This window comes from Saccharothrix sp. ST-888 (assembly GCF_000955975.1).
GTDB lineage: Bacteria > Actinomycetota > Actinomycetes > Streptomycetales > Streptomycetaceae > Kitasatospora.
Map to the genome: position 1 here is coordinate 18398 of NZ_JYJF01000057.1, position 24984 is coordinate 43381.

At 72.1% G+C, this 24984-nt stretch carries 20 protein-coding genes and 1 tRNA gene; 14 read left to right on the forward strand and 7 right to left on the reverse strand.

Translation table 11 applies throughout. The features are described 5' to 3' along the window. Positions 1-50 precede the first annotated feature (50 nt). Together UK12_RS18915 and UK12_RS18920 are read left to right on the forward strand one after the other, a co-directional pair. The gene (locus tag UK12_RS18915; RefSeq protein WP_045304229.1) at positions 51-476 is read left to right on the forward strand and encodes a PPOX class F420-dependent oxidoreductase; all 426 of its coding nucleotides are present in this window, start codon (positions 51-53) and stop codon (positions 474-476) included. A 64-nt stretch (positions 477-540) separates the two neighbouring features. After that, positions 541-1140: a flavodoxin family protein gene (locus UK12_RS18920; protein WP_045304213.1), complete on the forward strand. Its 600-nt coding sequence runs from the start codon at positions 541-543 to the stop codon at positions 1138-1140. A 90-nt stretch (positions 1141-1230) separates the two neighbouring features. On the opposite strand, the gene UK12_RS18925 is transcribed toward UK12_RS18920, so the two are convergent. Continuing rightward, complete coding sequence (locus UK12_RS18925) at positions 1231-2211, reverse strand: urea transporter (protein WP_082119748.1); 981 nt, start codon at positions 2209-2211, stop codon at positions 1231-1233. A 403-nt stretch (positions 2212-2614) separates the two neighbouring features. Between UK12_RS18925 and UK12_RS18930 the strand changes: the two genes are divergently transcribed. Next, positions 2615-3376, forward strand: a complete 762-nt coding sequence (locus tag UK12_RS18930) for a MerR family transcriptional regulator (protein WP_045304214.1) — start codon at positions 2615-2617, stop codon at positions 3374-3376. An 85-nt stretch (positions 3377-3461) separates the two neighbouring features. On the opposite strand, the gene UK12_RS18935 is transcribed toward UK12_RS18930, so the two are convergent. Both UK12_RS18935 and UK12_RS18940 read right to left on the reverse strand, forming a co-directional pair. Further along, complete coding sequence (locus UK12_RS18935) at positions 3462-4970, reverse strand: aminopeptidase P family protein (RefSeq protein ID WP_082119749.1); 1509 nt, start codon at positions 4968-4970, stop codon at positions 3462-3464. A 139-nt stretch (positions 4971-5109) separates the two neighbouring features. After that, complete coding sequence (locus UK12_RS18940) at positions 5110-6726, reverse strand: PP2C family protein-serine/threonine phosphatase (protein WP_052681989.1); 1617 nt, start codon at positions 6724-6726, stop codon at positions 5110-5112. A gap of 638 nt (positions 6727-7364) precedes the next feature. On the opposite strand from UK12_RS18940, the gene UK12_RS18945 reads away from it, so the two are divergent. After that, the gene (locus UK12_RS18945; RefSeq protein ID WP_082119750.1) at positions 7365-8105 is read left to right on the forward strand and encodes a bifunctional DNA primase/polymerase; all 741 of its coding nucleotides are present in this window, start codon (positions 7365-7367) and stop codon (positions 8103-8105) included. 211 nt (positions 8106-8316) lie between these two features. On the opposite strand, the gene UK12_RS18950 is transcribed toward UK12_RS18945, so the two are convergent. The 4 genes from UK12_RS18950 to UK12_RS18965 all read right to left on the reverse strand — a co-directional run bounded on the left by UK12_RS18950 (position 8317) and on the right by UK12_RS18965 (position 12812). Continuing rightward, positions 8317-9318, reverse strand: a complete 1002-nt coding sequence (locus UK12_RS18950) for a DUF5926 family protein (RefSeq protein ID WP_045304215.1) — start codon at positions 9316-9318, stop codon at positions 8317-8319. Between the two features lie 313 nt (positions 9319-9631). Next, positions 9632-10159: an ATP-binding protein gene (locus tag UK12_RS18955; RefSeq protein ID WP_331386657.1), complete on the reverse strand. Its 528-nt coding sequence runs from the start codon at positions 10157-10159 to the stop codon at positions 9632-9634. 323 nt (positions 10160-10482) lie between these two features. Beyond that, a complete protein-coding gene (locus tag UK12_RS18960; RefSeq protein WP_045304217.1) occupies positions 10483-11292 on the reverse strand; it encodes a glycerophosphodiester phosphodiesterase in 810 nt (269 codons plus the stop codon). Positions 11293-11444: 152 nt separating this feature from the next. Beyond that, on the reverse strand, positions 11445-12812 hold the full coding sequence (locus tag UK12_RS18965; protein WP_045304218.1) for a purine-cytosine permease family protein: 1368 nt from the start codon (positions 12810-12812) through the stop codon (positions 11445-11447). Between the two features lie 360 nt (positions 12813-13172). On the opposite strand from UK12_RS18965, the gene UK12_RS18970 reads away from it, so the two are divergent. The 10 genes from UK12_RS18970 to UK12_RS19015 all read left to right on the forward strand — a co-directional run bounded on the left by UK12_RS18970 (position 13173) and on the right by UK12_RS19015 (position 24930). Beyond that, on the forward strand, positions 13173-14828 hold the full coding sequence (locus UK12_RS18970) for a S1C family serine protease (RefSeq protein ID WP_052681990.1): 1656 nt from the start codon (positions 13173-13175) through the stop codon (positions 14826-14828). Positions 14829-14925: 97 nt separating this feature from the next. After that, a tRNA-Ser gene (locus UK12_RS18975) sits at positions 14926-15013 on the forward strand. A 392-nt stretch (positions 15014-15405) separates the two neighbouring features. Then, positions 15406-17523 (forward strand): transketolase, encoded by a 2118-nt coding sequence (tkt, locus tag UK12_RS18980; protein WP_045304219.1) that lies wholly within the window; start codon positions 15406-15408, stop codon positions 17521-17523. A gap of 500 nt (positions 17524-18023) precedes the next feature. Then, positions 18024-19247: a 3-deoxy-7-phosphoheptulonate synthase gene (locus tag UK12_RS18985; RefSeq protein ID WP_045304220.1), complete on the forward strand. Its 1224-nt coding sequence runs from the start codon at positions 18024-18026 to the stop codon at positions 19245-19247. Between the two features lie 90 nt (positions 19248-19337). Beyond that, positions 19338-20126, forward strand: coding sequence for a 2,3-dihydro-2,3-dihydroxybenzoate dehydrogenase (locus UK12_RS18990; protein WP_197084984.1), 789 nt, complete (start codon positions 19338-19340; stop codon positions 20124-20126). 107 nt (positions 20127-20233) lie between these two features. Continuing rightward, entirely contained in the window at positions 20234-20869 is a 636-nt protein-coding gene (locus tag UK12_RS18995; RefSeq protein ID WP_045304222.1) for an isochorismatase family protein, read from the forward strand. 80 nt (positions 20870-20949) lie between these two features. Beyond that, the gene (locus UK12_RS19000) at positions 20950-22899 is read left to right on the forward strand and encodes an anthranilate synthase family protein (protein ID WP_045304223.1); all 1950 of its coding nucleotides are present in this window, start codon (positions 20950-20952) and stop codon (positions 22897-22899) included. 147 nt (positions 22900-23046) lie between these two features. Further along, positions 23047-23391: a hypothetical protein gene (locus tag UK12_RS19005; RefSeq protein WP_045304224.1), complete on the forward strand. Its 345-nt coding sequence runs from the start codon at positions 23047-23049 to the stop codon at positions 23389-23391. An 84-nt stretch (positions 23392-23475) separates the two neighbouring features. After that, positions 23476-24063, forward strand: a complete 588-nt coding sequence (locus UK12_RS19010) for a shikimate kinase (RefSeq protein ID WP_063838284.1) — start codon at positions 23476-23478, stop codon at positions 24061-24063. 147 nt (positions 24064-24210) lie between these two features. Then, positions 24211-24930, forward strand: a complete 720-nt coding sequence (locus UK12_RS19015; protein ID WP_045304225.1) for an HAD family hydrolase — start codon at positions 24211-24213, stop codon at positions 24928-24930. The last annotated feature ends 54 nt before the right edge of the window (positions 24931-24984 follow it).

The window sequence follows — 24984 nt, forward strand, 5'->3', positions numbered from 1 at the left end:
CCGGCGAGTTGTCCTGGTATGTCCGGTCCACCTGGGCCAGCATGGGCCGCATGCCTCAGATGACCGAGACCGAGTGGCGGGCCTTCCTCTCCGCCGGTACCCGCACCGGAAAGCTGGCCACCACCAACGCCGACGGCAGCCCGCACGTGGCGCCGGTCTGGTTCCTGCTGGACGGCGACGACCTCGTCTTCAGCACCGGCCGGGACAGCGTCAAGGGCCGCAACCTGGCCCGCGACGACCGGGTGATGCTCTGCGTGGACGACGAGCGGCCGCCGTTCTCCTTCGTCCTGGTCCGGGGGACGGCGGCGCTCGGCGACGACCTGGCCGAGGTGCGGGAGTGGGCCGGCCGGTTCGGAGCGCGCTACATGGGTGCGGACCGGCGGGAGGAGTTCGCGGCCCGCAACGGTGTCCCGGGGAGCCTGCTGGTCAGGGTGCGGATCGACCACGTGACGGCGGTGGGCGGCGTGGCCGGCTGAGCGCCGGCCGGCCCGGGCGGCAACTCGGGCCGGGTGGACCGGGCTTGATCGATACGATCAGCGGATGAGCGATCACAGCGTGCCGGACCGCGCCCCGGCCGGGACCACCGAACCGACCACCCGCAGCTTCCTCTTCGCGCTCGGCAGTGCCCGCCCCGACGGCAACGCCGAACTGCTGGCCAGGCTCGCCGCCGAGCAGCTCCCGGCCGAGGTCCGGCAGCGCTGGATCCGCCTCGACGAGCTGGACCTGCCGGCCTTCGAGGACCTCCGCCACAACGGCGGCGACGGCTTCACCCGGCCCACCGGCGTGCTCGGCGACCTGCTGGACGCCACCCTCGACGCCACCGACCTGGTGATCGTCTCCCCGCTCTACTGGTACTCGGTCTCGGCGAGCACCAAGCTCTACCTGGACCACTGGTCCGGCTGGCTGGCCGTCCCCGAGCTGGACTTCAAGCGGCGGATGGCCGGGCTGACCCTCTGGGGCGTCTCCTCGTACGCCGCCGTGCGCTCCGGCGCCGACCCGCTGGTCGGGACTCTTGAGCGCTGCGCCGGCTACTTCGGCATGGGCTGGGGCGGTGTGCTGCTCGGCCGGGCCAACCGGCCCGGCGACATCGTCAGCGACGAGGAGGCCGTGCTCGCCGCGAAGACCTTCTTCACCCGGTAGGCGCGCGCCCTTGACCGCCCCTCGCGTACGGCCCGGGGCGCGGGGGACGACCGGCACCCCGGGCCCCCGCGCCGCCCTCTGACGGGTCGTTCAGACGCGGCACAGGCGGGGCACGGCCGGCACCGCCGCCAGGAACGCGAGGGTCGTCAGCACGAACGGCCAGGTGAACGCGTGCCCCCCGAACGGCGCGGCCAGGGCCGTCAGTGCGGGCGTCAGTGCGGTGGCGGTGGCGGCGCCGACCAGGGCGTACGCCACGCTCCAGACGCTGCGGGCGACGAACACCCCGCTCAGTGCCATCGCGACCAGGACCCCGCTGTAGCCGAGCAGGCCCCGGCCCACGCTGTCGGCGGGTGAGCCGAGCGCCCAGGCGGTCAGCAGCGCGGTTGCGCTGCCAGCACAGGCCATCAGGCCCGCCCAGCGGTCGGCGGCGACGAGGCCGGCCAGGAACAGCAGGCCGACGTACCACTGGGGCATGAAGAAGATCTGCCCGATGTCGGCGAAGAAGCCGTGCCAGAGCTGCTCCCAGCTCGGCTCGGTCGCGCCGGTGGCGCCGGTGGCGGGCACGGGCAGGGCCGCGAGCCCGGGGGCGTCGTGCCAGAGCCGCCGGAAGGCGGGGGCCCCGGCCGTCATGGCGCTCGCCACCAGGCAGAACGGGGCGGTCAGCGCCGACAGGTGCCAGGCCGTCAGTACCGCGCCGAGCGCCGCGGTGACGATCACCGAGACGACGGAACCGGCGACGGCGGCCAGGACGGTGGCGGGGCGGTCCGCCCCGAGGAAGACCGCTGCGCCGACGGCCACCAGACAGCCGTTGTAGCCGTGCAGGCCCTGCCGGACCGCTTCGCGGTCGAGGCCCAGTGCGTACGCCGTGCCGGTCGCGACCGCGCTCCCGAGCAGACCGTAGAGGCCGTACCGCCAGCCGGCGGCGAACAGCGCGGCGGTGAAGAACAGCCCGCACAGCGCGCTGGGCATGAAGTCCACCTGGGCGATCCCGCGCAGGACTTCGGCCGGCCACCCGAGGGCCGACGGGCGGGTGGCTCCCGCGGACTCCTGCCCGTTGCTGCTGCGATCCATACTCCGCACCGTTTCCCGCTCCGGCTTGTCCAGGGCATGGCGAACACCGCCGGTCTGCCCGCCCTGACCTGCTCGTGAGCGGGCCCGGGAACCGTACTCCGGGGCATGACCGGCCCGCTCGGACGCGTAAAGCCATCGACCTTTCACATGGTGCTACCGTCACCGTGCTGAGCTGCAACAATCTGTTGAATTGGCTGGTCGGAGCCGGTTGCTTGGCCGGATTTCGTTATGAAGTTTTACTCGGATCCGCTGAGGGCCGATGGGTGACCAGGCGAGGGCGCGCGCGGTCCACGACGTTCGCACAGCCGTGTGCATGCTGGAGCAAGGCCGGGCGGCCGTGCCGGGTTGACTCTCACGCAGCGTGAGGCAGCAGGCTGAGGTCAGCAAGGAGGGAGCGAGCCCGATGAGCACGTACTCGGTGGGACAGGTGGCGTCGATCGCCAAGGTGACCGTACGGACCCTGCACCACTACGACGAGATCGGACTACTGTCGCCCGGCGGTCGTACCCCGGCCGGCTACCGCCAGTACGAGGACACGGACCTCGACCGGCTGCAGCAGATCCTCTTCTACCGCGAACTCGGGTTCCCCCTCGAAGAGATCGCGGCCATCCTGGACGACGACTCGGTCAGCCCGACCGAGCACCTGCGCCGTCAGCACCGGCTGATCAGCGCGCGGATCACCCATCTCCAGGAGCTGGCCGCAGCCGTCGAACACGCCATGGAGGCACAGAAGATGGGCATTCAGCTGACACCCGAGGAGAAGTTCGAGGTCTTCGGCAGTGACTACCAGGAGAACTGGGAGGACGAGGCCGAGCGGCGCTGGGGCAACACCGACGCCTGGAAGCAGTCGCAGCGCCGCACCGGCCAGTACGGCAAGGAGGAGTGGCAGCGGATCAAGGCAGAGATGGACTCGCTGAACTCCCGCCTGGTGGAGGCGTTCGAGGCCGGCCGGCCCGCCGACAGCGCCGAGGCCATGGAGCTCGCCGAGGCGCACCGGCGGCACATCAGCGACAACTTCTACGACTGCACCTACGAGATCCACCGCTGCCTCGGCGCCATGTACCTCGCCGACCCCCGCTTCACCGCCACCTACGAGAACCTCGCCCCCGGGCTGGCCCAGTGGCTCCACGACGCCATCCTCGCCAACGCGGAACACCGCGCCTGAGACCGCCGGGGACGGTCGGGGCAAAGGGAACGGCCGGGCTCCCCGGTGGAAAAGGGGGGCCCGGCCGTTCGGGGGTCGGGACCGGTCAGCCGGCGAAGCCCGCCATCCAGGCCTCGACCTCGTCGGAGCGGCGGGGCAGCCCGGCCGAGAGGTTCTCGTTGCCGTCGGCGGTGACCAGGATGTCGTCCTCGATCCGGACGCCGATGCCGCGGTACTCCTCGGGGACGGTCAGGTCGTCCTGCTGGAAGTAGAGGCCGGGCTCGACGGTCAGCACCATGCCGGGCCGGAGCAGCGCGTCCACGTGCTCCTCGCGGCGGGACACCGCGCAGTCGTGCACGTCGAGACCGAGCATGTGCCCGGTGCCGTGCAGGGTCCAACGGCGCTGGAGGCCCAGCTCGATGACCTTCTCGACGTCGTAGACCGAGGCGTCGAGCAGACCCCAGGCGAGCAGGTGCTCGGCGAGGACGCGCTGCGAGGCCTCGTGGAAGTCGCGGAACCGCCCGCCCGGCCTGACGGCCGCGATACCGGCCTCCTGGGCGGCGTACACGGCGTCGTAGATCTTGCGCTGCAGATCGTTGAAGCGGCCGTTGATCGGGAGGGTGCGGGTGACGTCGGCGGTGTAGAGGGTGTGGGTCTCCACGCCCGCGTCCAGCAGCAGGAGCTCGCCGGGGCGGACCTCGCCGTCGTTGCGGACCCAGTGCAGGGTGGTGGCGTGCGGACCGGCGGCGCAGATGGAGCCGTAGCCGACGTCGTTGCCCTCGACCCGGGCACGGCGCCAGAAGGTGCCCTCGATCCAGCGCTCGGAGGTGGCCACGGCCTGGCCCAGCTCGCGGACCGCGTCGGTGAAGCCGTTGACGGTGGCGGCGCAGGCGGCCCGCAGCTGGCCGATCTCCCACTCGTCCTTGACCAGGCGCAGGCCGCTCAGGAAGATCTTCAGCTCGTCGTCCCTGTCGGCGTCCAGGACCGTGGCCAGCGCGGCCTCCAGGCCGGCGTCGTAGCCGCGCACGATCCGGGTCGGGGCCCCGTCCGCGGCGGCGTCGGCGAGCTCCTCGGCGGCCTTGCGGACGTCCCGCACGGGCAGGCCGAACAGCGCCTGCGCCTCGGTGAGGCTGTTGCGGCGGCCGACCCAGAGCTCGCCGTTGCCGTCCAGCCAGAACTCGCCGTTCTCACGGTTGGAGCGGGGCAGCAGGTAGAGGTGGAACTCGTGGCCGCTCGCGCCCGGCTCGCCGACGAGGATCGCGTCCTCGGTCCGGTCGCCGGTGAGGTGGACGTACTCGCTGGCCGGGCGGAAGTTGTACTCGGTGTCGTTGGAGCGGGTCTTCAGGTTGCCCGCCGGGATCACCAGACGCTCGCCGGGGTACGCGGCGGAGAGCTTGGCACGGCGCTCGGCGGCGAACGGGGCCTGCTCGACGGGCTGCAGGTCGCGCAGCTCGGTGTCGGCCCAGCCGGTCTTCATCGACGCGGCGAGTTCGTCGGAGATCCCGCCGTAGAGGCCGTTCTTCCGGCCCTGGACGGGCTGCTCGGTGGCTTCCAGGCCGCCGTCGGCTGCGCCTTCGGGGTTCTCCGCTGCCGCCGGGGTGCGGTCCTCGGTCACGTACGTCGCCTCCTTGCGAGTGGTACCGCCCCGGACGCGTCGGATCGCGACGCGCGTGGGCGGTCGTGCGTCCCATGGTACGGATGCCCGGCCGAACGGTTGCTCGGATGCTTCTCCGGCCCACCGGGCCCGGTCGGTCCTACTCGAAGCGGGCCGCCAGCAGCACCAGGTCGTCGGTGGCCGGTGCGGGGCCGCCCTCGGGGTTGTCCTCGGGGCCGCCTCCGACGGCCGGGCAGACGGCGAGGAGGTGGGCGCAGAAGCGGTCCGGGTCGAGGCGGACGTCGCGCGGTGCGTCGGCCGCCGCGCGCCGCAGCGCGGCCTGCCCCGCGTGCAGGGTGGCACCGAAGCGGCGGGCCAGACCCTCGGTGTAGAGCAGCAGCAGGTCGCCGCGTTCGGCGTCGAGCTCGACCCCGGGGGCCTCCCAGCAGGCGAGCATGCCGAGCGGTGCGGAGAGCGAGGTCTCGACGAAGTTGGCGCCGTAGCGGGTGACCAGGATCGGCGGGCAGTGCCCGGCACCGGCCAGGGTGATCTGCCGGTCCTCGGGCTGTACCCAGGCGTAGACGGCGGTGGCGGTGCGGGCCGGCTCGGTGGTCTTGAGCAGCAGTTCGAGGTCGCCGAGGACGGAGACCGGGTCCTCACCCTCCAGGACGGCGTACGCCCGCAGTGCGGCCCGCACCCTGCTCATCGCGGCGGCCGCCCCGGGGGCGGAGGCGGGCCCGGCCCCCGGGCCGTCGCCGGAGACACTGCCCACGGTGAGGCCGAGGGTGCCGTCGGGCAGGGCGATGGCGTCGTACCAGTCGCTGCCGGTGGAGTGGTCGAGTTCGGCGGGGACGCAGCGGACGGCGAGTCTGAGGCCGGGGACGGTGGGCAGCCGGTCGGGCAGCAGACCGCGGCGCAGCGCCTCGGTGGCCCGGCGGGCGCGGTCGGCCTCCAGCTGTCCGGCGAGCAGCCGGGCGGCGAACTCGCAGTACAGCCGGGCGAGCTGGCGCCGGCGCAGGTCGGGTTCGGCGGGCTCGTCGTAGAACCAGACGACGGCGCCGAGCGGTCCGTCCTGCTCGGTGACGAGCGGCAGGGCGTAGCAGGCGCCGAGGCCGAGCTGGCCGGCGACCTCGCGGAAGCGCGGGCCGGCGGCGGGGTCGGTGGTGAGGTCGGTGATCAGCAGCTGTCCGGGGCTGCCCGGACGGCTGAGCAGTCCGGCGAAGGGGCCGTGTTCGGTGGGTACGGTCTCCAGCGCGCCGAGCCCGGCCTGGTCCAGGCCGAGGCCGACCGGGCGTCCCGAGCCCGGGACGGTGGTGGTGATCAGCCCCCGGCTGGCGCCGAGCAGGGCGGCGCCGGAGTCGAGGACGGTGGTCAGCGAGGCGGCGAGCCCGCGGGTGGCGGCGAGTCGGCCGGTGTGCTCGTAGAGCGCGGTGAAATCGGACAGCCATCCGGCCAAACGGTCCTGCAATCCGGGCCCGCTTCCCGCGTCCGCGGGGTACCCGCCGTCGGCCGCCCGGTCCGGGCCGGCCGGGTACGTACCGAGGCTCCTCGCACCGGGGCCCGCCGGGCCGGTGCCTGCCAGGCCGGTGAGGTCCGCGAGGACCGGGCTCCCGGCGGTATGACCGGTCGGGGCGAGCTCCCCGCCGCAGCGGTCGGCACCGAGGGTGAGCAGGGCCAGGCCCGGGGCGGGCCCCGGCGGCGGGCCCGGTACGGCTTCCGGACCGGCCGGGCCGGCGGGCCCCGGCAGCGGCAGGTCGAGCGGCTTGGCGTCGGTCATTCCGCCCCAACTCCCCACAGACTGGTGTGTGTCACGCAGGACTCCCAGGAGCGCACAGAGGACTGCGGCACACAAAAGGATCGCACCGCACAAAAGCATTGCTACGTCACTACTCGGCACCAATCCACCACTTGTACACAGGCCGATCGGGGCATGTCCAGAATCGGGACGAGCTCGGGCGCTCCGATCCGGGCCCGGTGAGCCGCAGGCCGCGGCCGTCCGCGAGGCCCGGAGGGCGGTCGGGATCGTAGGCTCCGGCGGCCCGGAACCCGGCGCTGCCGGACCCGACTCACCCGTACGGTGGAACCGTTGCGCTCTCGACGGCGTCCGTCCAGTCGGATGGGCGATTCTCGTTCCAGGGGCCGACCCGAGGTCCGTGCCTGCCCGTTCGCATCCCGTGTCGTGATGCCCTGTTGTGATGTCCTGTCGTGGTGCACGCCGTCGGTTCGAACCGGTCGGGACGGTCCGAACCGCCAGTGCGGCCAGTGCAGTTCGAACAGCCGGTGCAGTCCGAACGGCCCGAGCGGCCCGAACCGGTCCGACGATCCGACGGACTGACGGCCCCGAGCCCGCCGGACGCCGCCCGAGCCCCGACGGTCGCGCCTGAGCCCAACGGTCGCGGAAAGGAACGAGCGCTCATGCAACGTACGAGCTCCCGGCTGACTTGGTTGGGCCGGAACCCCCAGAGCCGGCCCTCCCCGGGGTCGTGCCGCCCGCCCGCCCGGTGGCCGCGCCGGAACTGGCTGCGCTGGCCCGCCAGTCGGCGCCGGACGCGCACCGCGCTGCTGCGCACCGCCCTGGCGGCGGTCGGGCGCGGCTGGCCGGTGCTCCCCGGCGCGTACGCCGTGCCCGGACCGCTCGGGCCGTGCTCCTGCGACGAGGCGAGGTGCCCGGTGCCGGGCGCGCACCCGCACGACCCGCCGCTGCTGGCCGCCAGCACCGACGCGCGGATGGTGAGTTGGTGGTGGGGCGAGCGCAGTCCGGACTCGCCCGTGCTGCTCGCCACCGGCCGGGCGGTCTGCGCGGTGAGCCTCCCGGCGGAGGCGGGGCGGCGGGCACTGGAGTACTTCGACCTGCTCGGGCTGCCGCTCGGCCCGGTGCTGGCGAGCAGGCACCGGTACGTCCTGCTGGTGGCGCCGTACACGCTGGAGGGGCTCGGCGGGCTGCTCGCGGACCTGCCCTGGGTGCCGGGCTCGCTGCGCTTCCACGGGCCGGACGGCTATCTGCTGCTGCCGCCCTCGCGGACCGGAGCGGGCTCGGTCCGCTGGGTCAGGGCACCGTCCGAGGGAATGCCCCTGCTGCCTCAAGTCGAGCCGCTGCTGGGCGGGTTGATTGCGGCGAGCCGGGCCGTTCCGGGGGACAGCCGGCTGGCCTTCTGACACCGGCCGACCAGCCCGGGAAATGAAAGATCCGGCCGCTGGCGACGGGGGATGCACCAGCGACCGGACTGTTTAAATGCTAACAAAGATCCGCGTCCGCGCCAATTTGTCCACGGGTCATCCACGAGCCGTGCCACCTGCTGATTTCCCCGAACCAAGGGGGAAACCGAGGGGGAATGTGACGCGAGTCACTTTTCCTTCTGATGGATTGTCAGTTGAGCGTCACCTGGCGGTTCACCAGGTTGGCCCGGGCCCGGCGCTCGTCGCCGGTCAGCGGGGTGGCGTCGGCCGAGGCCAGGGCGGCGAGGGTGTCCGCGAGGCGCTCGGCGAACTCGGCGGCGGGCTTCTCGCACTCGTCGGCGGTCATCGTCGAGGGCAGGTCCCAGACCGGCACGGTGAGGCCGTGCGCGCGGAACGAGCCGACCAGGCGGGTGTCCTGGCCGAGCGAGGACTGGTCGGCGGCGGTCAGCCGGGCGAGCGCGTCCAGCAGGCCCTCCTCGGGGACGGTCATCACCCAGCGCAGGTGGTTCTTGTCGGTGGCGGCGCACCAGTACGCGGCGTCCACCGATGCCAGCTTCTCGGTCGGGATGGCGGAGGCGTTGGCACGCTCCAGCGAGGCGGCGACCTCGCCGGTGGCGCCCTCGGCGTCCTCCAGCCAGAACTCGAAGCCGCTGAACACGCTCGGAGTGAACGCGGCGTTCACATCGAGCAGTTCCTGCAGGCGGCGGCCGCCGGCGATGGTGCGGCGGGCGGGGACCGGGGTGCCGGGCTCGGTGGCCAGGGCCAGTTCGAGGGCGTCGGCCAGGTCGCGGCTCAGGTCGCCGGAGGAGGACTGGGTCTGCAGACCGAGCAGGATCGAGCCGTCCTGGCGGCGCAGCGCGGGCCAGGCCAGCGGCAGTACGGTCGCCAGGGTCACCGAGGGCACCTCGCCGACCGCGCTCGCGGCGGCCTCGGCGGTCAGCGTCAGCGGTGCGGTCGCGGCCGGAACCAGCTCGCGCAGCGCCACCCAGTCGGCCTCGCCCGGCAGGCCCTCGAACGGGCGGTGCACCAGTTCCTGCACCGCGTGCGCGGCCTCCCGGCCGTGGCAGGCCTTGTAGCGGCGGCCCGAGCCGCACGGGCAGTCCTCACGGGCGCCGACCACGGGGACCTCTCCCGTGCTCACGGTGGTGGACGGACGGCGCTGCGGCGACTTCTTCGCGGCCTTCTTGGCCATGGTGCGGCTCTCCCGGGAACGGCGACGACTTGCTCCCGGGCAGCCTACTGAGGTTTCCCGCCGATGTCGGGCACCTTGTCGCCGCCCGGGGCGTGGGGCCCGGTCCGGTCAGCCGTGTGCGAACCGGGGGCGGGCTGCGAGCAGCCGGGCCCGGTGGGCCAGTTGCACCTTGCAGGCGCCCTGACCGCACGTCGGGCCGGGCCCCTCGGGCCGACCGATCCCGAAGCCGACCGACTCCTGAATCCAGCTGATCCTGAATCCGACTGATTCCGGGTCCGAATCCGACGGTGCCCGAAGTGCGGCGCTCCCGGGGTCAGGCGCTTCTGGCGCCCGGTGCGCAGTGCTCCCGGATGGGCAGCAGGGCCCACACGGTCACCTGGCCGGGTGCGTCCCGCACGCCCCAGTCGCTCGCCAACTGTCCGACGATGCTCAGGCCGCGGCCGCCGCGCGAGGTCATCGAGGGCCGGGCCGGCAGCGGCCGGGTGGCTGCGCCGCCGTCCGTCACCTCCAGCGCGAGCAGGTCCTCGCCGTGCAATTGCCAGCGCACCAGGATGCCGCCGGTCTCGCCGAGATCGGGGTCGAGCAGATCGGCCGCCGCCGCGCTCTCCACCTCGTCGCCGAGCGCTGCCGGGATCGGCAGTGGACGGGCGTATCGACAGGAATTGCTGAGCAGTTCGGAAAGGATCAGTACTGCATCGTCAATCACCGCATCCGGTATCTCGCGGTCTCCCAGATCACGCCGCAGCCTCCGCCGCGCGACTGCGACACTGGCAGGGCCGTGCGGTACGGCCATGGTCGATGAAGTGGGACCGGACTTGACAAGCACAGCGTGCGCGACCATCAACGCCACCCCCGGACCTCCTTCAGCATTCGCCGAGGGATGGATGCCCCCTGGGAATCCGTCGGAAACGACCGGTCGGTGATCCTGGCGGGACATTTCCGGGTGCCGCAACTCACGGTACGCAAATGGTGATTACCTGCTCACGCACCGTTGTGAAAGCGTATGGAATTCGCCAACCCGAGTGTCTTGAGCCGTGTTTGCGCCGCTGTTTGCGCCCTGCTTCACGCCCGCGTGCACCAATTCACCTGACAGCGGCGGCGCCTGTCACCGGCCCGGTCGCCGGGCGTGCGACAGGGGTGCCGCCGGGGTGCCCGATGGCCTGCTCAGCGGCCCAGTTGGGCCAGCACCTCGCGCGGGCGGTTGGTGATCAGCGCCTCCACGCCGAGCTCCAGGCAGTACTCGACGTCCGCCGGATCGTCCACCGTCCACACGTGCACCCGGTGCCCGGCCCGCCTGAGCGCCGGTACCAGGCGGGGGTCGGCCCGGATCAGCTCGATGCCGGGGCCGGCGATCCGGGCACCGCCGGGCAGCGCCCTGGTCCGGCCGAGCAGCGGCAGTCGGCGCTCCAGCAGGTAGACGGTGGGAATCGCCGGTGCGGCGCGGCGGATCCGGCGCAGCGAGAGCTCGGAGAAGCTCATCACCCGGACCGCGGACTCGGCGGACATCGCGGGCAGCAGGCCGTAGTGCCCCAGCATGCGCAGCAGTTCCGCCTCGGTCTGGCCGCCGTGCCGGGTCGGGTGCTTGGTCTCGATCGCCAGCTCGATCCGCCGCCCGGCGTCGGCGACCAGTTCCAGCAGCTCGGCCAGGGTGAGGATCGGGCTGGGCTCGGGCGCCTCGGGCGACTTCCAGGAGCCGAAGTCCAGCCGGGAGAGTTCGGCCAGCGTCATCGCGGACACCAGCCCCTGCCCGTTCGAGGTGCGCCGGACCGTACGGTCGTGGACGCAGACCAACTGGCCGTCGGCGGTCAGCCGTACGTCGCACTCCAGGCCGTCGGCCCCCTCCTCGATCGCCCGGCGGTAGGCGGCCAGGGTGTGCTCGGGGAGGGCAGCGGAGGAGCCCCGGTGCGCGATGACCCGGACGGCCTCACGGTCGAGGGTTCCTGGTGCCGACGCTGAGAGGTTCCGGGTTTCCACGGCACCAAGCCTACGAGGCCCCGGATGGCCCGGAGCCGTCGGCACGGGGAACTCGTGGTGAAGAAAACCCGTGCCGGGAGAAATGGGGCGGAAAACGAATCCGCCCCCGGGTTCGCTCCGGGGACGGATCAGTTCGAGAAGGGCGGACCGGGTCAGCCGACGGTCTCGTCGCGGCGGAGCCGGGTCAGCAGCCAGGTGGCCAACGCCGGTACCAGGAAACCGAACAGCGAGGCGGAGCTCCACTCCTGCGGCGTGAAGTGCACGGCGGACTGGAGGTCCGTCCACAGGCCGGTCCACCAGTCGGCGATCGGCGTCGGCGCCAGGAACTGGTAGGTGGCGAAGCCGAGCAGCCACGGCGCCAGCATCAGCCAGCGGGTCGGGGCGTCCTGGTCGAGGTTCCAGCCGCGGCGTCCCGCGCCGAAGAAGTAGTCCACCGCGAGCACCGCCAGCAGCGGCACGAACACCGAGCCGATCAGGCCGAGGAAGTTGTAGTACGAGGCGGTGAACTCCTGGATCTGCAGCGCCAGCACGGTGACCAGCACGCCGATCCCGCCGGTCAGCACGCGGCGGTCCACCCGGGGGAACAGGTTGTGGACGGACATCGCGGTCGAGTACACGTTGGCGAACGACTGGTCGGTCTCCCGCAGCACCAGCACCAGCAGGAAGACCCAGCCGGCCGCGACCCCGGTGAACGAGGAGAAGATCTTCGACACGTCGCCGCCGGACTGCAGCAGCGCGATCAGGCCCACCGCGTAGCACCAGACCTGGGCCACCGTGTAGCCGGAGAAGGTGCCCCAGAACGCGCCGCCCCGGGTGCGCGAGTGCCGGGTGTAGTCCGCGGCCAGCGGGACGAAGGAGACCGAGACGGCCACGATCGCGTCGGTCGCGTGCAGGAAGCCGTTCCAGTTGCCCGCGCCCGGGTCGGGAAAGCCCTGACGGCCCAGCTGGACGGTGAAGTACACCATCGCCAGGCCCACCGCCGCGGCGACGTACCTGCGCAGCACCGCGATCGAACCCAGCGGCCAGATGGTCAGCACCGTGGTCACCGCACCCGCCAGCACCACGAACAGCCAGCGCCAGCCGTCCGTGCCGACCACCGCCTGCGCGCCCATCGCGATCACCATGAGCTCGTAGACGCCCCAGCCGACGCACTGGGCGATGTTCAGCACCGTCGGCAGGTAGGAGAGCCTGGTGCCGAACAGGCCGCGCAGCGAGGCCATCGCCGGGGCACCCGTCCGGGCGCCGATCAGCGCGGCCACGCCGAGCATCGCGGTACCGATCACCGTGCCCGCCACGACCGCCGTCACGGCCGCCGCGAAGGACAGCTCGGAGCCGGCCGCGCCGAGCACGGTGGCCGCACCGCTGAAGCCCATCAGGCTGACCCCGAGGTTGGCCCAGAGCGCGAACTGGTCGCGGAAGCCGAGCGTGCGCGGCGGTGCGGTGTCGAGCGTCAGCGGCGCCTCGGAGCGCTCGGAGGCTCTTGCGGACGCGTCAGAGGGTGGTGCAGAGACAGCCGACATGGCCGATGCTCCCTACGCCGGCATTACCCGGACAGGTTCGAGCGGTCTGCGCTCCCTCGTGCCCGCCGCCATGATGTATGGCGTACGGTCCGATCAGCGCACTCTCAGCCTGGATGGTCCAAGCTCCCGCGTGTCAGTTTGGAGCGGCCAGGGTAACCGCCGGGCGCCGGAACCCCCAAGGCCCGGGGGCGGCTGTCCGGATCGCGGACGGGCGGTGCACCCTGTCGGTGGAGTATCTGTCGGGGGCATGTCGGGATTGGTTAAGGATTCTCACGAGTTCTTCAGAACGCTCCTTACGGCATCTGAATCCCGGATGCGAAAAACTATGGGCCAAGGTCCTGTCAGCTATGGAGGTCGTCCGTGAGCACCGAGCACGCGAGTGGGTCCACCGGGCCGGAGGAGGCGCGCACCTCCGACGGTCAGGGGGTGGTGGGTCCGGCTCATGACACCGGGACGGCCGACGCGCCGCCGGTCGTCGAGTCCGCGCCGACGCTCTCCTTCACCAAGCTGAGCGCCCCGGAGGACGCCGAGCCTTCCGAGCCCGCCGCTGCTGCGCCCTCCGCCGCCGCGCCGGCCCCCGGCTACCTGGACGCCCCGCCGCCCGCGGCCCCGGCCGCGCCGGGCTACCTGGACGCGCCGCCGCCGGTGGTCCAGGCCCCGCCGCCCGTTGCCGCCATGCCGCCCGCCGAGAACCCGTACGCTGCGCCGGGCGCCCCAGCCGCCCACGGCATGCCGACCGAGCAGATCACCCCGCTCGCCGCCGAGGGGCAGCCGCACCACCCGTTCGGCGCAGGCCAGCCGCTCGGCGGCTGGGGTGCGCCCCCGGCCGGTCCGGGCGAGCCCGGTGTCCCCGGTTACCCGGACGACTTCGGCGGCCCGAAGCCGCCGGCCCGCAAGCGCGGCGGCCTGGTCGCCCTGATCGCGGCGGTCGCCCTGGTGGCGGGTCTCGCGGGCGGTGCGGTCGGCGCCGCGGTCAACGGCAGCGGCGGCAGCACGGCCAACTCCGGCGCCAGCCACACCAGCACCACCATCCAGGCCGGGGACAAGACCGTCGACCGGGCGCCCGACTCGGTCGCCGGGATCGCCGCCAAGGCGCTGCCCAGCGTGGTCACCATCAAGGCCCAGGGCTCGCAGGAGTCCGGCACCGGTACGGGCTTCGTCTTCGACACCGAGGGCCACATCCTCACCAACAACCACGTGGTCGCCCCGGCGGCCAACGGCGGCAAGCTGACCGTCAAGTTCTCCGACGGCTCCGCCTACACCGCCTCGGTGGTCGGCCGGGCCCAGGGCTACGACGTGGCGGTGATCCGGCTCGACAACCCGCCGACGGACAAGCTGGTCCCGCTCCCGCTCGGCGACTCCGACAAGGTCGCGGTCGGCGACGCCACCATCGCCATCGGCGCGCCGTACGGCCTCGAAGGCACCGTCACCACCGGCATCGTCAGCGCCAAGGACCGCCCGGTGGCCTCCGGCGACGAGACCGGCGCGCAGTCGTCCTACATGAACGCGCTGCAGACCGACGCCTCGATCAACCCGGGCAACTCCGGCGGGCCGCTGCTCAACAGCTCCGGCGCGGTGATCGGCATCAACTCGGCGATCCAGTCCAACACCGGTGGCTCCAACGGCCGGGCGGGCAGCATCGGCCTGGGCTTCGCCATCCCGGTCAACCAGGCCGCCCGGGTGGCCCAGGACCTGATCAAGACCGGCACGCCGGTCTACGCGATCCTCGGGATCCTGCGCAACGACGACTACAAGGGCGACGGCGCCCAGATCCAGACCGGCCCGGTCCAGGGCACCCCGGCCGTCACCCCGGGCGGCCCCGCCGACCAGGCCGGCCTCAAGGCGGGCGACGTCATCACCAAGCTGGGCGACCACCCGATCGACAGCGCCCCGACCCTGGTCAGCGAGATCTGGACGTACAAGCCCGGCGACAAGGTCTCCGTCGAGTACACCCGCGACGGCAAGACCGCCAAGACCACCGTGACCCTCGGCGAGCGCAAGGGCGACACCCCCTGACGCCCTGCCGGTGAAACCACCCCGCTCCGGAAACGTCCCGCTCCGGAAAAAGGGTGTGCACCGAATCCCTCCGGACCCGTTAGGCTGACCCCCGCCAGGAGGGTTGCCCGAGCGGCCTAAGGGAACAGTCTTGAAAACTGTCGTGGCGTGACCCGTCACCGTGGGTTCAAATCCCACACCCTCCGCACGTGGGCGTAGTCCCAGCTCAGGGCGGGTACCGGCTGATTGCCGGTACCCGCCCTTCGCGTTCCCGTCCCGGGGTGTCCCACCCGGGTGCCGGACCTGTCCAGCGTGTGTGGAACGTTCGTGGAACGGATCGGCGGGCGGGCCGGTGCCGCCGGTTTCAGGTGACGAAGTCGACCGGGGGCGGTTGGCGGTCCTGACGGTGCTCAAGCAGAGTTCCGGGCGTGGGCAGGGCCGTGGGCTCCGGTCTGCGGCTTGCCCGCTGTGCCTCGGACGGCGACGGCGGGAGCTGCGACAGCAGCGTCGATGACGGCCTCTCAGCGCCCTGCGCCTGTTCTGCAGACTCCCGTGCAACCGAGCCGCAGCACCCCTGGAGAGGAGCCCTGAGCAGCTGATGACTACTCAGATCCCGAGCAGTGCAACCGATTTCGAGTGGACCGAGCTGGACCGCAGGACCGTCGACGTGGCCAGGGCCCTGGCGGCGGACGCGGTCGAAGCCGCCGGACACGGGCACCCGGGCACCGCGATGAGCCTGGCCCCGGCGGCGTACCTGCTGTTCCAGCGGCTGCTCAGGCACGACCCGAGCGACCCCGCGTGGGCGGGCCGGGACCGCTTCGTGCTCTCCTGCGGCCACTCCAGCCTCACCCTCTACATCCAGCTCTTCCTGTCCGGCTACGGCCTGACCCTGGACGACCTCAAGGCGCTGCGCACCGCCGGCAGCCTGACCCCCGCCCACCCGGAGTACGGCCACACGCCCGGCGTCGAGACCACCACGGGACCGCTCGGCCAGGGTTTCGCCAACGCGGTCGGCATGGCGATGGCCGCCCGCCGCGAGCGCGGTCTCTTCGACCCCTCGGCGGCGCCGGAGCAGAGCCCGTTCGACCACACCATCTGGGTCTTCGCCTCCGACGGCGACCTGGAGGAGGGCATCAGCCACGAGGCCAGCGCGATCGCCGGCCACCAGAAGCTGGGCAACCTGGTCGTGCTCTACGACGACAACCACATCTCGATCGAGGACGACACGCAGATCGCCGTCTCCGAGGACGTGCTGGCCCGGTACGCCGCGTACGGCTGGCACGTGCAGCGGGTGGACTGGACCGGGACCGGCGAGTACGTCGAGGACGTCGCGCAGCTGCACGGCGCGCTCGACGCGGCGCGGGCCGAGACCGGCCGGCCCTCGATCGTGGCGCTGCGGACGATCATCGGCTGGCCCGCGCCGACCAAGCAGAACACCGGCAAGATCCACGGCTCCGCGCTCGGCGCCGCCGAGGTCGCCGCCACCAAGCAGGCGCTCGGCCTGGATCCGGCGAAGTCCTTCGACGTCCCGGCCGAACTCCTGGACCACGCACGGCAGGTGGTCGAGCGCGGGCGGCAGGCCCGGCAGGAGTGGGAGAAGTCCTTCGGGGACTGGCGGGCCGCGGAGCCCGCCCGCGCGGCCGAGTTCGACCGGATCTCGACCAGGACCCTGCCGGCGGGCTGGAGTTCGGCGCTGCCGGAGTTCCCGGCCGGTACCGAGGTGGCCACCCGGAAGGCCTCCGGCGAGGTGCTCTCGGCGCTGGCGCCCGTACTGCCCGAACTCTGGGGCGGATCGGCCGATCTGGCGGAGAGCAACCTGACCACGATGAAGGGCGAGCCGTCCTTCGTCCCCGAGGAGCTCCAGACCGCCGCCTTCAAGGGCCACCGCTACGGCCGCACCCTGCACTTCGGCATCCGCGAGCACGGCATGGGCGGCATCCTCAACGGCATTGCGCTGCACGGCGGTACGCGCCCCTACGGCGGCACCTTCCTGGTCTTCAGCGACTACATGCGCCCCTCGGTGCGGCTCGCCGCGATGATGAACCTCCCGGTCACCTACGTCTGGACGCACGACTCGATCGGCCTCGGCGAGGACGGTCCGACCCACCAGCCGGTCGAGCACCTGGCCAGCCTGCGCGCCATCCCGGGGCTGGACGTGGTCCGTCCCGCCGACGCCAACGAGACCGTCGTCGCCTGGAGGACCATCATCGAGAACACCGACCGGCCCGCCGGCCTCTGCCTCTCCCGGCAGAACCTGCCCGTGCTGGAGCGCACCTCCGCCACCGGTCTGGCCGCCGCCGAAGGCGCGGCCAGAGGCGGCTACGTCCTCGCCGAGGCCGCCGGCGACGCCCCGGAGGTGATCCTGATCGCCACCGGCAGCGAGGTGCCGATCGCGCTGCGGGCCAGGGAGATCCTCCAGGCCGAGGGCACCGCGACCCGGGTGGTCTCGATGCCGTGCGTCGAGTGGTTCGACGAACAGGACGCCGCGTACCGGGAGTCGGTGCTGCCGCGCGGCGTCCGGGCCCGGGTCTCGGTCGAGGCGGGCTCCTCGCTCGGCTGGTACGCCCTGGTCGGTGAGGCCGGCGAGTCGGTCGGCCTGGACCGCTTCGGCCTGTCCGCGCCGTACCAGACCCTGTACGAGCAGTTCGGGTTCACCCCCGAGCGGGTCGCCGCCCACGCGCGCAGCAGCCTGGCGAAGGCGCGCGACCGGGACTGACCGCCCGGCGGACACCCGCAGCGACGGCCGAGGGCCCGACCACCCCACCCGGGGTGGTCGGGCCCTCGGCCGTTTCGGCGTCCGCCGGCTCGGGCTCCGATCTGACGCAGTACCGGGACCACTCCCTCTCCTGAGGCCGGTCTGGTGAAGTCGCCCGGCTGCCTTCCGAACACCCGGACGACTGACCGAAATTCCGGCCGACTATTTCGAAAAATAATCAGCTGATGATTTGCGCTGGCTTTTTTCGGAAGCCCGGGTGGACTATTCACAATGCGTTCATGGGTGAAATTGACAGAGTGCTCGATACTTGACGAAGATGCCGGACGGCCGTTGACCCTCGTGTTTTGCCTGCACAGACTCGTGGAAAAGGTCGGCCCTTCTCTCGGAATCCAGTACGAATGCGGGCGGCCTGGCCGGCGCGGTGCACTCGGCGCTGTGGGCGAATTCGGCGATCTCCGATTTCCGGGCAAGTGATCAATTCATGACCACGGAGGTAATGAGTGAGTAGCGACGCAATTGCGACGCGACCGGCTGCCGCCGGTCCGACGCTGTCGGAAAGCGGGATCGACTACTGGAAGTCGTTCCCCGCCAAGCAGCAGCCGGAGTGGGAGGACCAGGAACTCCTGGCCGCGGTCACCTCCGTGCTCGCGGACCGCCCGGGACTGGTGAACTCCGTCGAGGTCGCCGAGCTCCGCGCCCTGCTGGCCGAGGTCGCGGCCGGCCGGGTCCAGGTGATCCAGACCGGTGACTGCGCCGAGGACCCGGCCGAGTGCGAACCCGGCTACGTCACCCGCAAGGTCGGCCTGCTGGACGCGCTGGCCGGCGCCATGTCCATGAACTCGCTGCGCCCGGTGATCCGGGTCGGCCGGATGGCGGGACAGTTCGGCAAGCCCCGCTCCAACCCGACCGAGGTAGTGGACGGCGTCGAACTGCCGGTCTACCGCGGCCACATGGTCAACAGCCCGGAGCCCGACCCCGAGCTGCGCCGTCCGGACCCGAGCCGCCTGCTGGCCGGCTACGAGGCCGCCGGCACGGTCATGGAGACCCTGCGGGCCCGGTCCGCCGCCCGGCTCCCCGCGGTCGGCGCGCCGGTCTGGACCAGCCACGAGGCGCTGCTCCTCGACTACGAGGTGCCGCTGATCCGGTACGACGACTTCGGCCGCACGTACCTCTCCTCGACCCACTGGCCGTGGATCGGGGACCGGACCCGCCAGCTGGACGGGGCGCACGTCGCCCTGCTGGCCTCGGTGGCCAACCCGGTCGCCTGCAAGGTGGGCCCGAGCATGTCCGTCGAGGACGTGCTCACCCTCTGCGAGAAGCTCGACCCGGGCCGCGAGCCCGGCCGGCTCACCCTGATCGCCCGGATGGGCGCCGACAAGGTGGCCGACCGGCTGCCGGAGATGGTGGCGGCGGTCCGGGCGGCCGGTCACCCGGTCATCTGGCTCACGGACCCGATGCACGGCAACACCGTGAGCGGTCCCGACGGTCTGAAGACCCGGCTGGTGGAGACCGTGATCAAGGAGGTCACGGAGTTCCAGAAGGCCGTCACCGAAGCCGGTGGCGTGGCCGGTGGAATTCACCTGGAGACCACACCGGACGATGTCACGGAATGCGCGCACGACGCGGACTGCGTGGCGGGTGTCGGCGAGAAGTACACCAGCTTCTGCGACCCCCGGCTGAACCCGGAGCAGGCCCTAGAGGTCGTCGGTGCTTGGCGGGTCTAGTAGTTGCACGAACAGGCTGAGCGGTGACCGCAGCCGCCTCAGGAATATCCGACCGGCAATGGTCGATCATCTTCGATCGGTGGGGTCGTTATGAGTGTCCATGGGATGGAAAACAAGGTCGCGCTGGTCACCGGCGCGGCCGGAGGTATCGGTGAGGCCGTGGTTCGGGCCCTGGTCGGGCGCGGAGTCACGGTGGCCCTGGTCGATCGGAACGGCGATCGGCTGGAGGAACTCGCCAAGGAGCTGCGGAACGACGGCGGACGGGCCGAGGCCTTCCCCGTCGACGTGACCAGCAGCGCCGCCGTCGAGACCGTGGTCGCCGAGGTCGAACAGCATCTCGGCGGCATCGACTACCTCGTCAACGGCGCGGGCGTGCTCCGGCTCGGGCAGGCCAGAGACCTCACCGACGACGACTGGACCACCACCTTCGCGGTCAACACCACCGGGGTCTTCTTCACCTCCCGTGCGGTGGTCAACCGGATGCTGGGCCAGGGACGGCGCGGCGCCATCGTCACGGTGGCGTCGAACGCGGCCGGTACGGCGCGAATGGACATGTCGGCGTACTCGGCCTCCAAGGCCGCGGCGACCATGTTCACCAAGACCCTCGGGCTGGAGGTCTCCAAGTTCGGCATCCGTGCCAACGTGGTGGCCCCCGGCTCGACCGACACCCCGATGCTGAGCTCCCTGTGGGAGGACAGCAGTGCGGCCAGGGCCTCCATCGACGGTGTGGCCTCGGCCTACCGGGTGGGCATCCCGCTCGGGCGGATCGCCCAGCCGGAGCACATCGCGGACGCGGTGCTGTTCCTGCTCTCCGACATGGCCGCGCACATCACCATGCACGAACTCACCGTCGACGGCGGCGCGGCCCTCGGCCACTGAGTGCCCGGGACCACCGAGTACCGAGGCCGCCGGGCACGGCGGCCGGTGGCCTCCCCGCCACCGGCCGCCGTCGCCCGGCAACACCTTCCAGCTGAGAGGACATCTCCATGGGAATCCCCGCCATCACGGCTTACCCGATGCCAGGGCAGGGCGACCTGCCGGAGAACATCGCCCAGTGGACGGTGGACCCGAAGCGCGCGGTCCTGCTGATCCACGACATGCAGAAGTACTTCCTCAAGCCCTTCCCGGCCGGCGAGTCCCCGGTGACCGACCTGGTCGGCAACGCCACCCTGCTGCGCGAGCGGTGCGCCGAACTCGGCGTCCCGGTGGCCTACACCGCCCAGCCGGGCGGGATGACGCCGGAGCAGCGCGGCCTGCTGAGCGACTTCTGGGGGCCGGGCATGACCATCGACCTGGAGCACAAGCAGGTGGTCGAGCCGATCCAGCCCGCCGAGGGCGATCTGGTGCTGACCAAGTGGCGGTACAGCGCGTTCCACAAGACCGAACTCCAGCAGTTCATGCGGGAGCAGGGGCGTGACCAGCTGATCGTCTGCGGTGTGTACGCGCACGTCGGCGTGCTGATGAGCACCTGTGACGCCTTCACCCTCGACATCCAGCCGTTCCTGGTCGGCGACGCCATCGCCGACTTCTCGCTGGAGTACCACCACCGGGCCCTGACCTACGCGGCGGAGCGCTGCGCGATGGTGGTCACCGCGAAGACCGTGCTCGACCAACTCGGCTGAAACACCCGAAGTCTGACGCTTCATCAGTTCTGAACCGCCGCCGACCCGCACCGACCGCACGCCGACCTGGAGGGAACACCATGACGTACACGGGGGCCGGGAGCCCGGAGAGCCTTGCGCTGCTGGAACGGGTGCTCGCCGAGCAGCCGCCGGCCTTCGCGCTGCTGCACCGCCCGGAGACGGGTGCCGCGGACGAGATCGACGTACTGATCGGTGCGGTGTCCGAGGTCGCGACGCTGGCGGACATCCCGCTGCCCACCGACCCGGCCGGGGCGCCGGCCACCGGGCGGGCGGAGCACGAGGTGCTGGCGCTGGTCCCGTACCGGCAGATCGCCGAGCGCGGCTTCGCGGCCGCCGACGACGGCTCTCCGCTGATCACCCTGACCGTCGCGGAGCAGGGCGCCCTCCCGGTCGCCCAGACCGTCGACCGGCTGCCCGACCTGCCGATCGAGCTGGTGGACGGCCGCTTCGACGTGGACGACGAGGCGTACGCCGAGATCGTCAAGGAGATCCTGGCGAAGGAGATCGGACAGGGCGAGGGCGCCAACTTCGTCATCCGGCGGGCCTTCGTGGCGGACATCTCCGGGTACTCGACCGCTGCCGCGCTCACCTTCTTCCGCCGCCTGCTGGAGCGCGAGCGCGGCGCGTACTGGACCTTCGTCATCCACACCGGCGACCGGACCTTCGTCGGGGCCACCCCCGAGCGGCACGTCAGCCTCTCCGGCGGAGTCGCGGTGATGAACCCGATCAGCGGCACCTACCGCTACCCCGAGACCGGGCCGACGCTCGCGGGCGTGCTCTCCTTCCTGGCCGACCCCAAGGAGGCCAACGAGCTCTACATGGTGGTGGACGAAGAGCTCAAGATGATGGCCCGGATCAGCGAGTCCGGCGGCCGGGTGACCGGCCCGCACCTGATGGAGATGGCCCGCCTCGCCCACACCGAGTACTTCATCGAGGGGCACACCACCCGCGACGTGCGCGACATCCTGCGCGAGACGATGTTCGCGCCCACCGTCACCGGCAGCCCGCTGGAGAGCGCGGCCAAGGTGATCAGCCGGTACGAGCCGGCCGGCCGCGGCTACTACAGCGGCGTGGTGGCCCTGATCGGCCGGGACGCCGGGGGCGGCCGCACCCTGGACTCCTCGATCCTGATCCGGACGGCCGACATCGACGCCTCCGGGCGGCTGCAGATAGGCGTCGGCGCCACCCTGGTCCGCGACTCCAAGCCGGAGTCCGAGGTGGCCGAGACGACGGCCAAGGCCGCCGGGCTGCTCGCCGCCTTCGGCGCGAAGGGCGCACCCGGGTCCGGCGCCGGCGGCACGGTGACCGGTGCCGGGCTGGCCCGGCACCCCGACGTCCTGAAGGCGTTGGCGCAGCGCAACGTCGCGCTGGCACCGTTCTGGCTGGAGTCGGCCACCACCCGCACCCGCCCCGTTCCGGCGCTGGCCGGCCGCCGGGTGCTGGTGGTGGACGCGGAGGACACCTTCACCGCGATGTGGGACCACCAGCTGCGCTCGCTCGGACTCGCCGTCACGGTACGGCGGTTCGACGAGGAGTACAGCTTCGACGGGTACGACCTGGTGATCCTGGGCCCGGGGCCGGGCGACCCGCAGGAGACGGACCACCCGAAGATCGCCCACCTGCGCCGGGCGACCGGCCGGCTGCTGGGCGGCGAGCTGCCGTTCCTGTCGGTCTGCCTGAGCCACCAGGTGCTGTGCCGGGCCCTGGGCTTCGACCTGGTGCGCCGGGACCTGCCCAACCAGGGCGTGGCGAAGAAGATCGACCTCTTCGGCCGGACCGAACTGGTCGGCTTCTACAACACCTTCGCCGGGCGCAGCGACTCCGACCGGGTCGCGGTCTCCGTCCCCGGCCTCGACGCGGAGGTGGAGGTGAGCCGCGACCCGGAGACCGGCCAGATCCACGCCCTGCGCGGGCCGGGCTTCCGCTCGGTGCAGTTCCACCCGGAGTCGGTGCTCAGCCAGGACGGCCTGGCCATCATCACCGACGCGCTGACCTCCCTGCTGGCGTGAGCCCGTAGGGCGCGGGGAACCGCCCGACCGGTCCGGTGACCTCGCCGGCGCGCCGGCCGTGCGGTTCCCCGCGCTCCGGGCGGCTTTCCCGGCCGGGCCGGGCCCCGTGCACCCCCGGTGGTGCAACATCCCTCGTGAGGAGAACACATGCGTGCCGTAGTCGTCTGGTGGGACCTGGCCGAGTCCGACCGGAGTATCGACGATCTCCGGGACTTCCTGCGCGAGGAGGCGGTGGAGCGGTTCACCGGCTTTCCGGGCCTGGTGCTGAAGACCTGGATCTCGGACCGGGAGAGCGGGCGCTGGGGTGCGATCTTCCTCTGGGAGTCGGCCGAGGCCGCCGCACAGCAGCTCCCGCCCCGGGCCGCCGAGTTGATCGGCTACCCGCCGAGCCACCGGTTCGCCTTCGACGTCGAGGCGACCGCCGAGGGCACCCACCAGCTGGCGGCGCTCGCCGGTCTGTCCGGCCTCGGCCTGGCCCTCGAAGGCGCCTGAGCGCTTCCTGCTCCCGCTGCTGATCCCCAGCCCTGTTCCCGCTCCTGATCCGCTCCAACAGCACGGAAGTGACGGTGAGTTCAGATGGACAGACCGGTGGCCGTTCTGATCGGCGCACCCGGTTCCGGCAAGTCCACCGTGGGGCGGCTGCTCGCCGGCCACCTCGGTGTGCGGTTCAGGGACACCGACGCGGACATCGAGCTGGCCGCGGGGCGTCCGATCCCCGAGCTCCTGGAGCACGAGGGCGAGGCCCACTTCCGGGTGCGCGAGCGCGAGGCGGTCCGCCGGGCGCTGGCCGAGCACCGGGGCGTGCTCGCGGTGGGCGGCGGAGCGGTGCTGGAGGAGTCCACCCAGCGGCTGCTGCGGGAGCACACGGTGATCCACCTCGCGGTCCGGGCCGAGCAGTTGGCGGCCCGGATCGGCGCGGCGGAGACCCGCCCGCTGCTGGCGGACGACCCGCAGGGGCGGCTCCGCACGGTGATCGCGGTCCGTACGCCGATCTACCGCAGGCTGGCCACCTTCAGTGTGGCGGCCAACGGTCCGTCACGTGCGGTGGCCGGGCGGATCGCGGTGCTGCTCGCGGCCCGGGACACCGCGGCCGACGCCGCCCACGCGGCCCAGTACGCGGCCGGGCTGACGCTGGCCGACCTGCGGCTCCAGGTCGGCCGGTGAAGAAGTCGCACCTGACCACTCCTGTCACATATGCCGCTTCTGTCACGGGAGTTCATATGCGAAATACCGGGTGGCTCGTACACCAATAGTTGATCTTCACCACTCCTCCCCCTCTAACATGGGCGCAGACCTGAGGGGGGTTCCACCATGACCGGACCGCTGAGACGGCTCAAGGCCGCCGCCGTGAACATCGACGGCGTGATGCTGAACGACACCTTCAGCCCGGTGATCCATCACTTCATCACCAGCCGGGGGGGCCGGTACTCGGCGGAGACCGAGCGCCGGATCTTCTCCCAGCGGCAGGCCGACGCCGCCGTGGTGATCGCCGAGGCCGCCGGGGTGGACTGGTCGGTGGAGCGGACCCTGGAGGTGTACTTCCAGGAGCGGGCCGAGTACCTGCTACGGGACCCGAACCGGCTGCTGGCCGGCGCCGTCCCGCTGGTCGGGCGGCTGCGCGGGCTCGGTCTGCGCACGGTCTGCTACGGCGGCCTGGACCGCTCCCACTTCGACCGCCACCTCGGCGGCCACACCGGCCTCTTCGATCCGCCCGGGTACGTCTGCACCAACGACTTCCGCCCGGGGGTCGAGGAGATCGTCACCGAGGTCTTCGGCCTCGACCACGACGAGGTGCTCTTCATCGACGACGTGGCCCGGGTCGGCGAACACGCGAGAGCCCTCGGCGTCCCCTTCATCGGTCACCCCTCGGACTTCCGGCACGGCTTCCAGCGCCAACTCATGCGCGAAGCCGGGGTGCGCCACATCGTCGACTCCCTCGACGCGATCGACGAGGCCCTGATCCGCACCCTGGACGAGGAGGCCGAGGCTGGCGAGGTCTGGTCGCCGCAGACAGTGGCCGCAGTGGGCTGACCACCGCGAACCCGACCGGCCACGAACCCGACCGGCCACGAACCCGACCGGCCA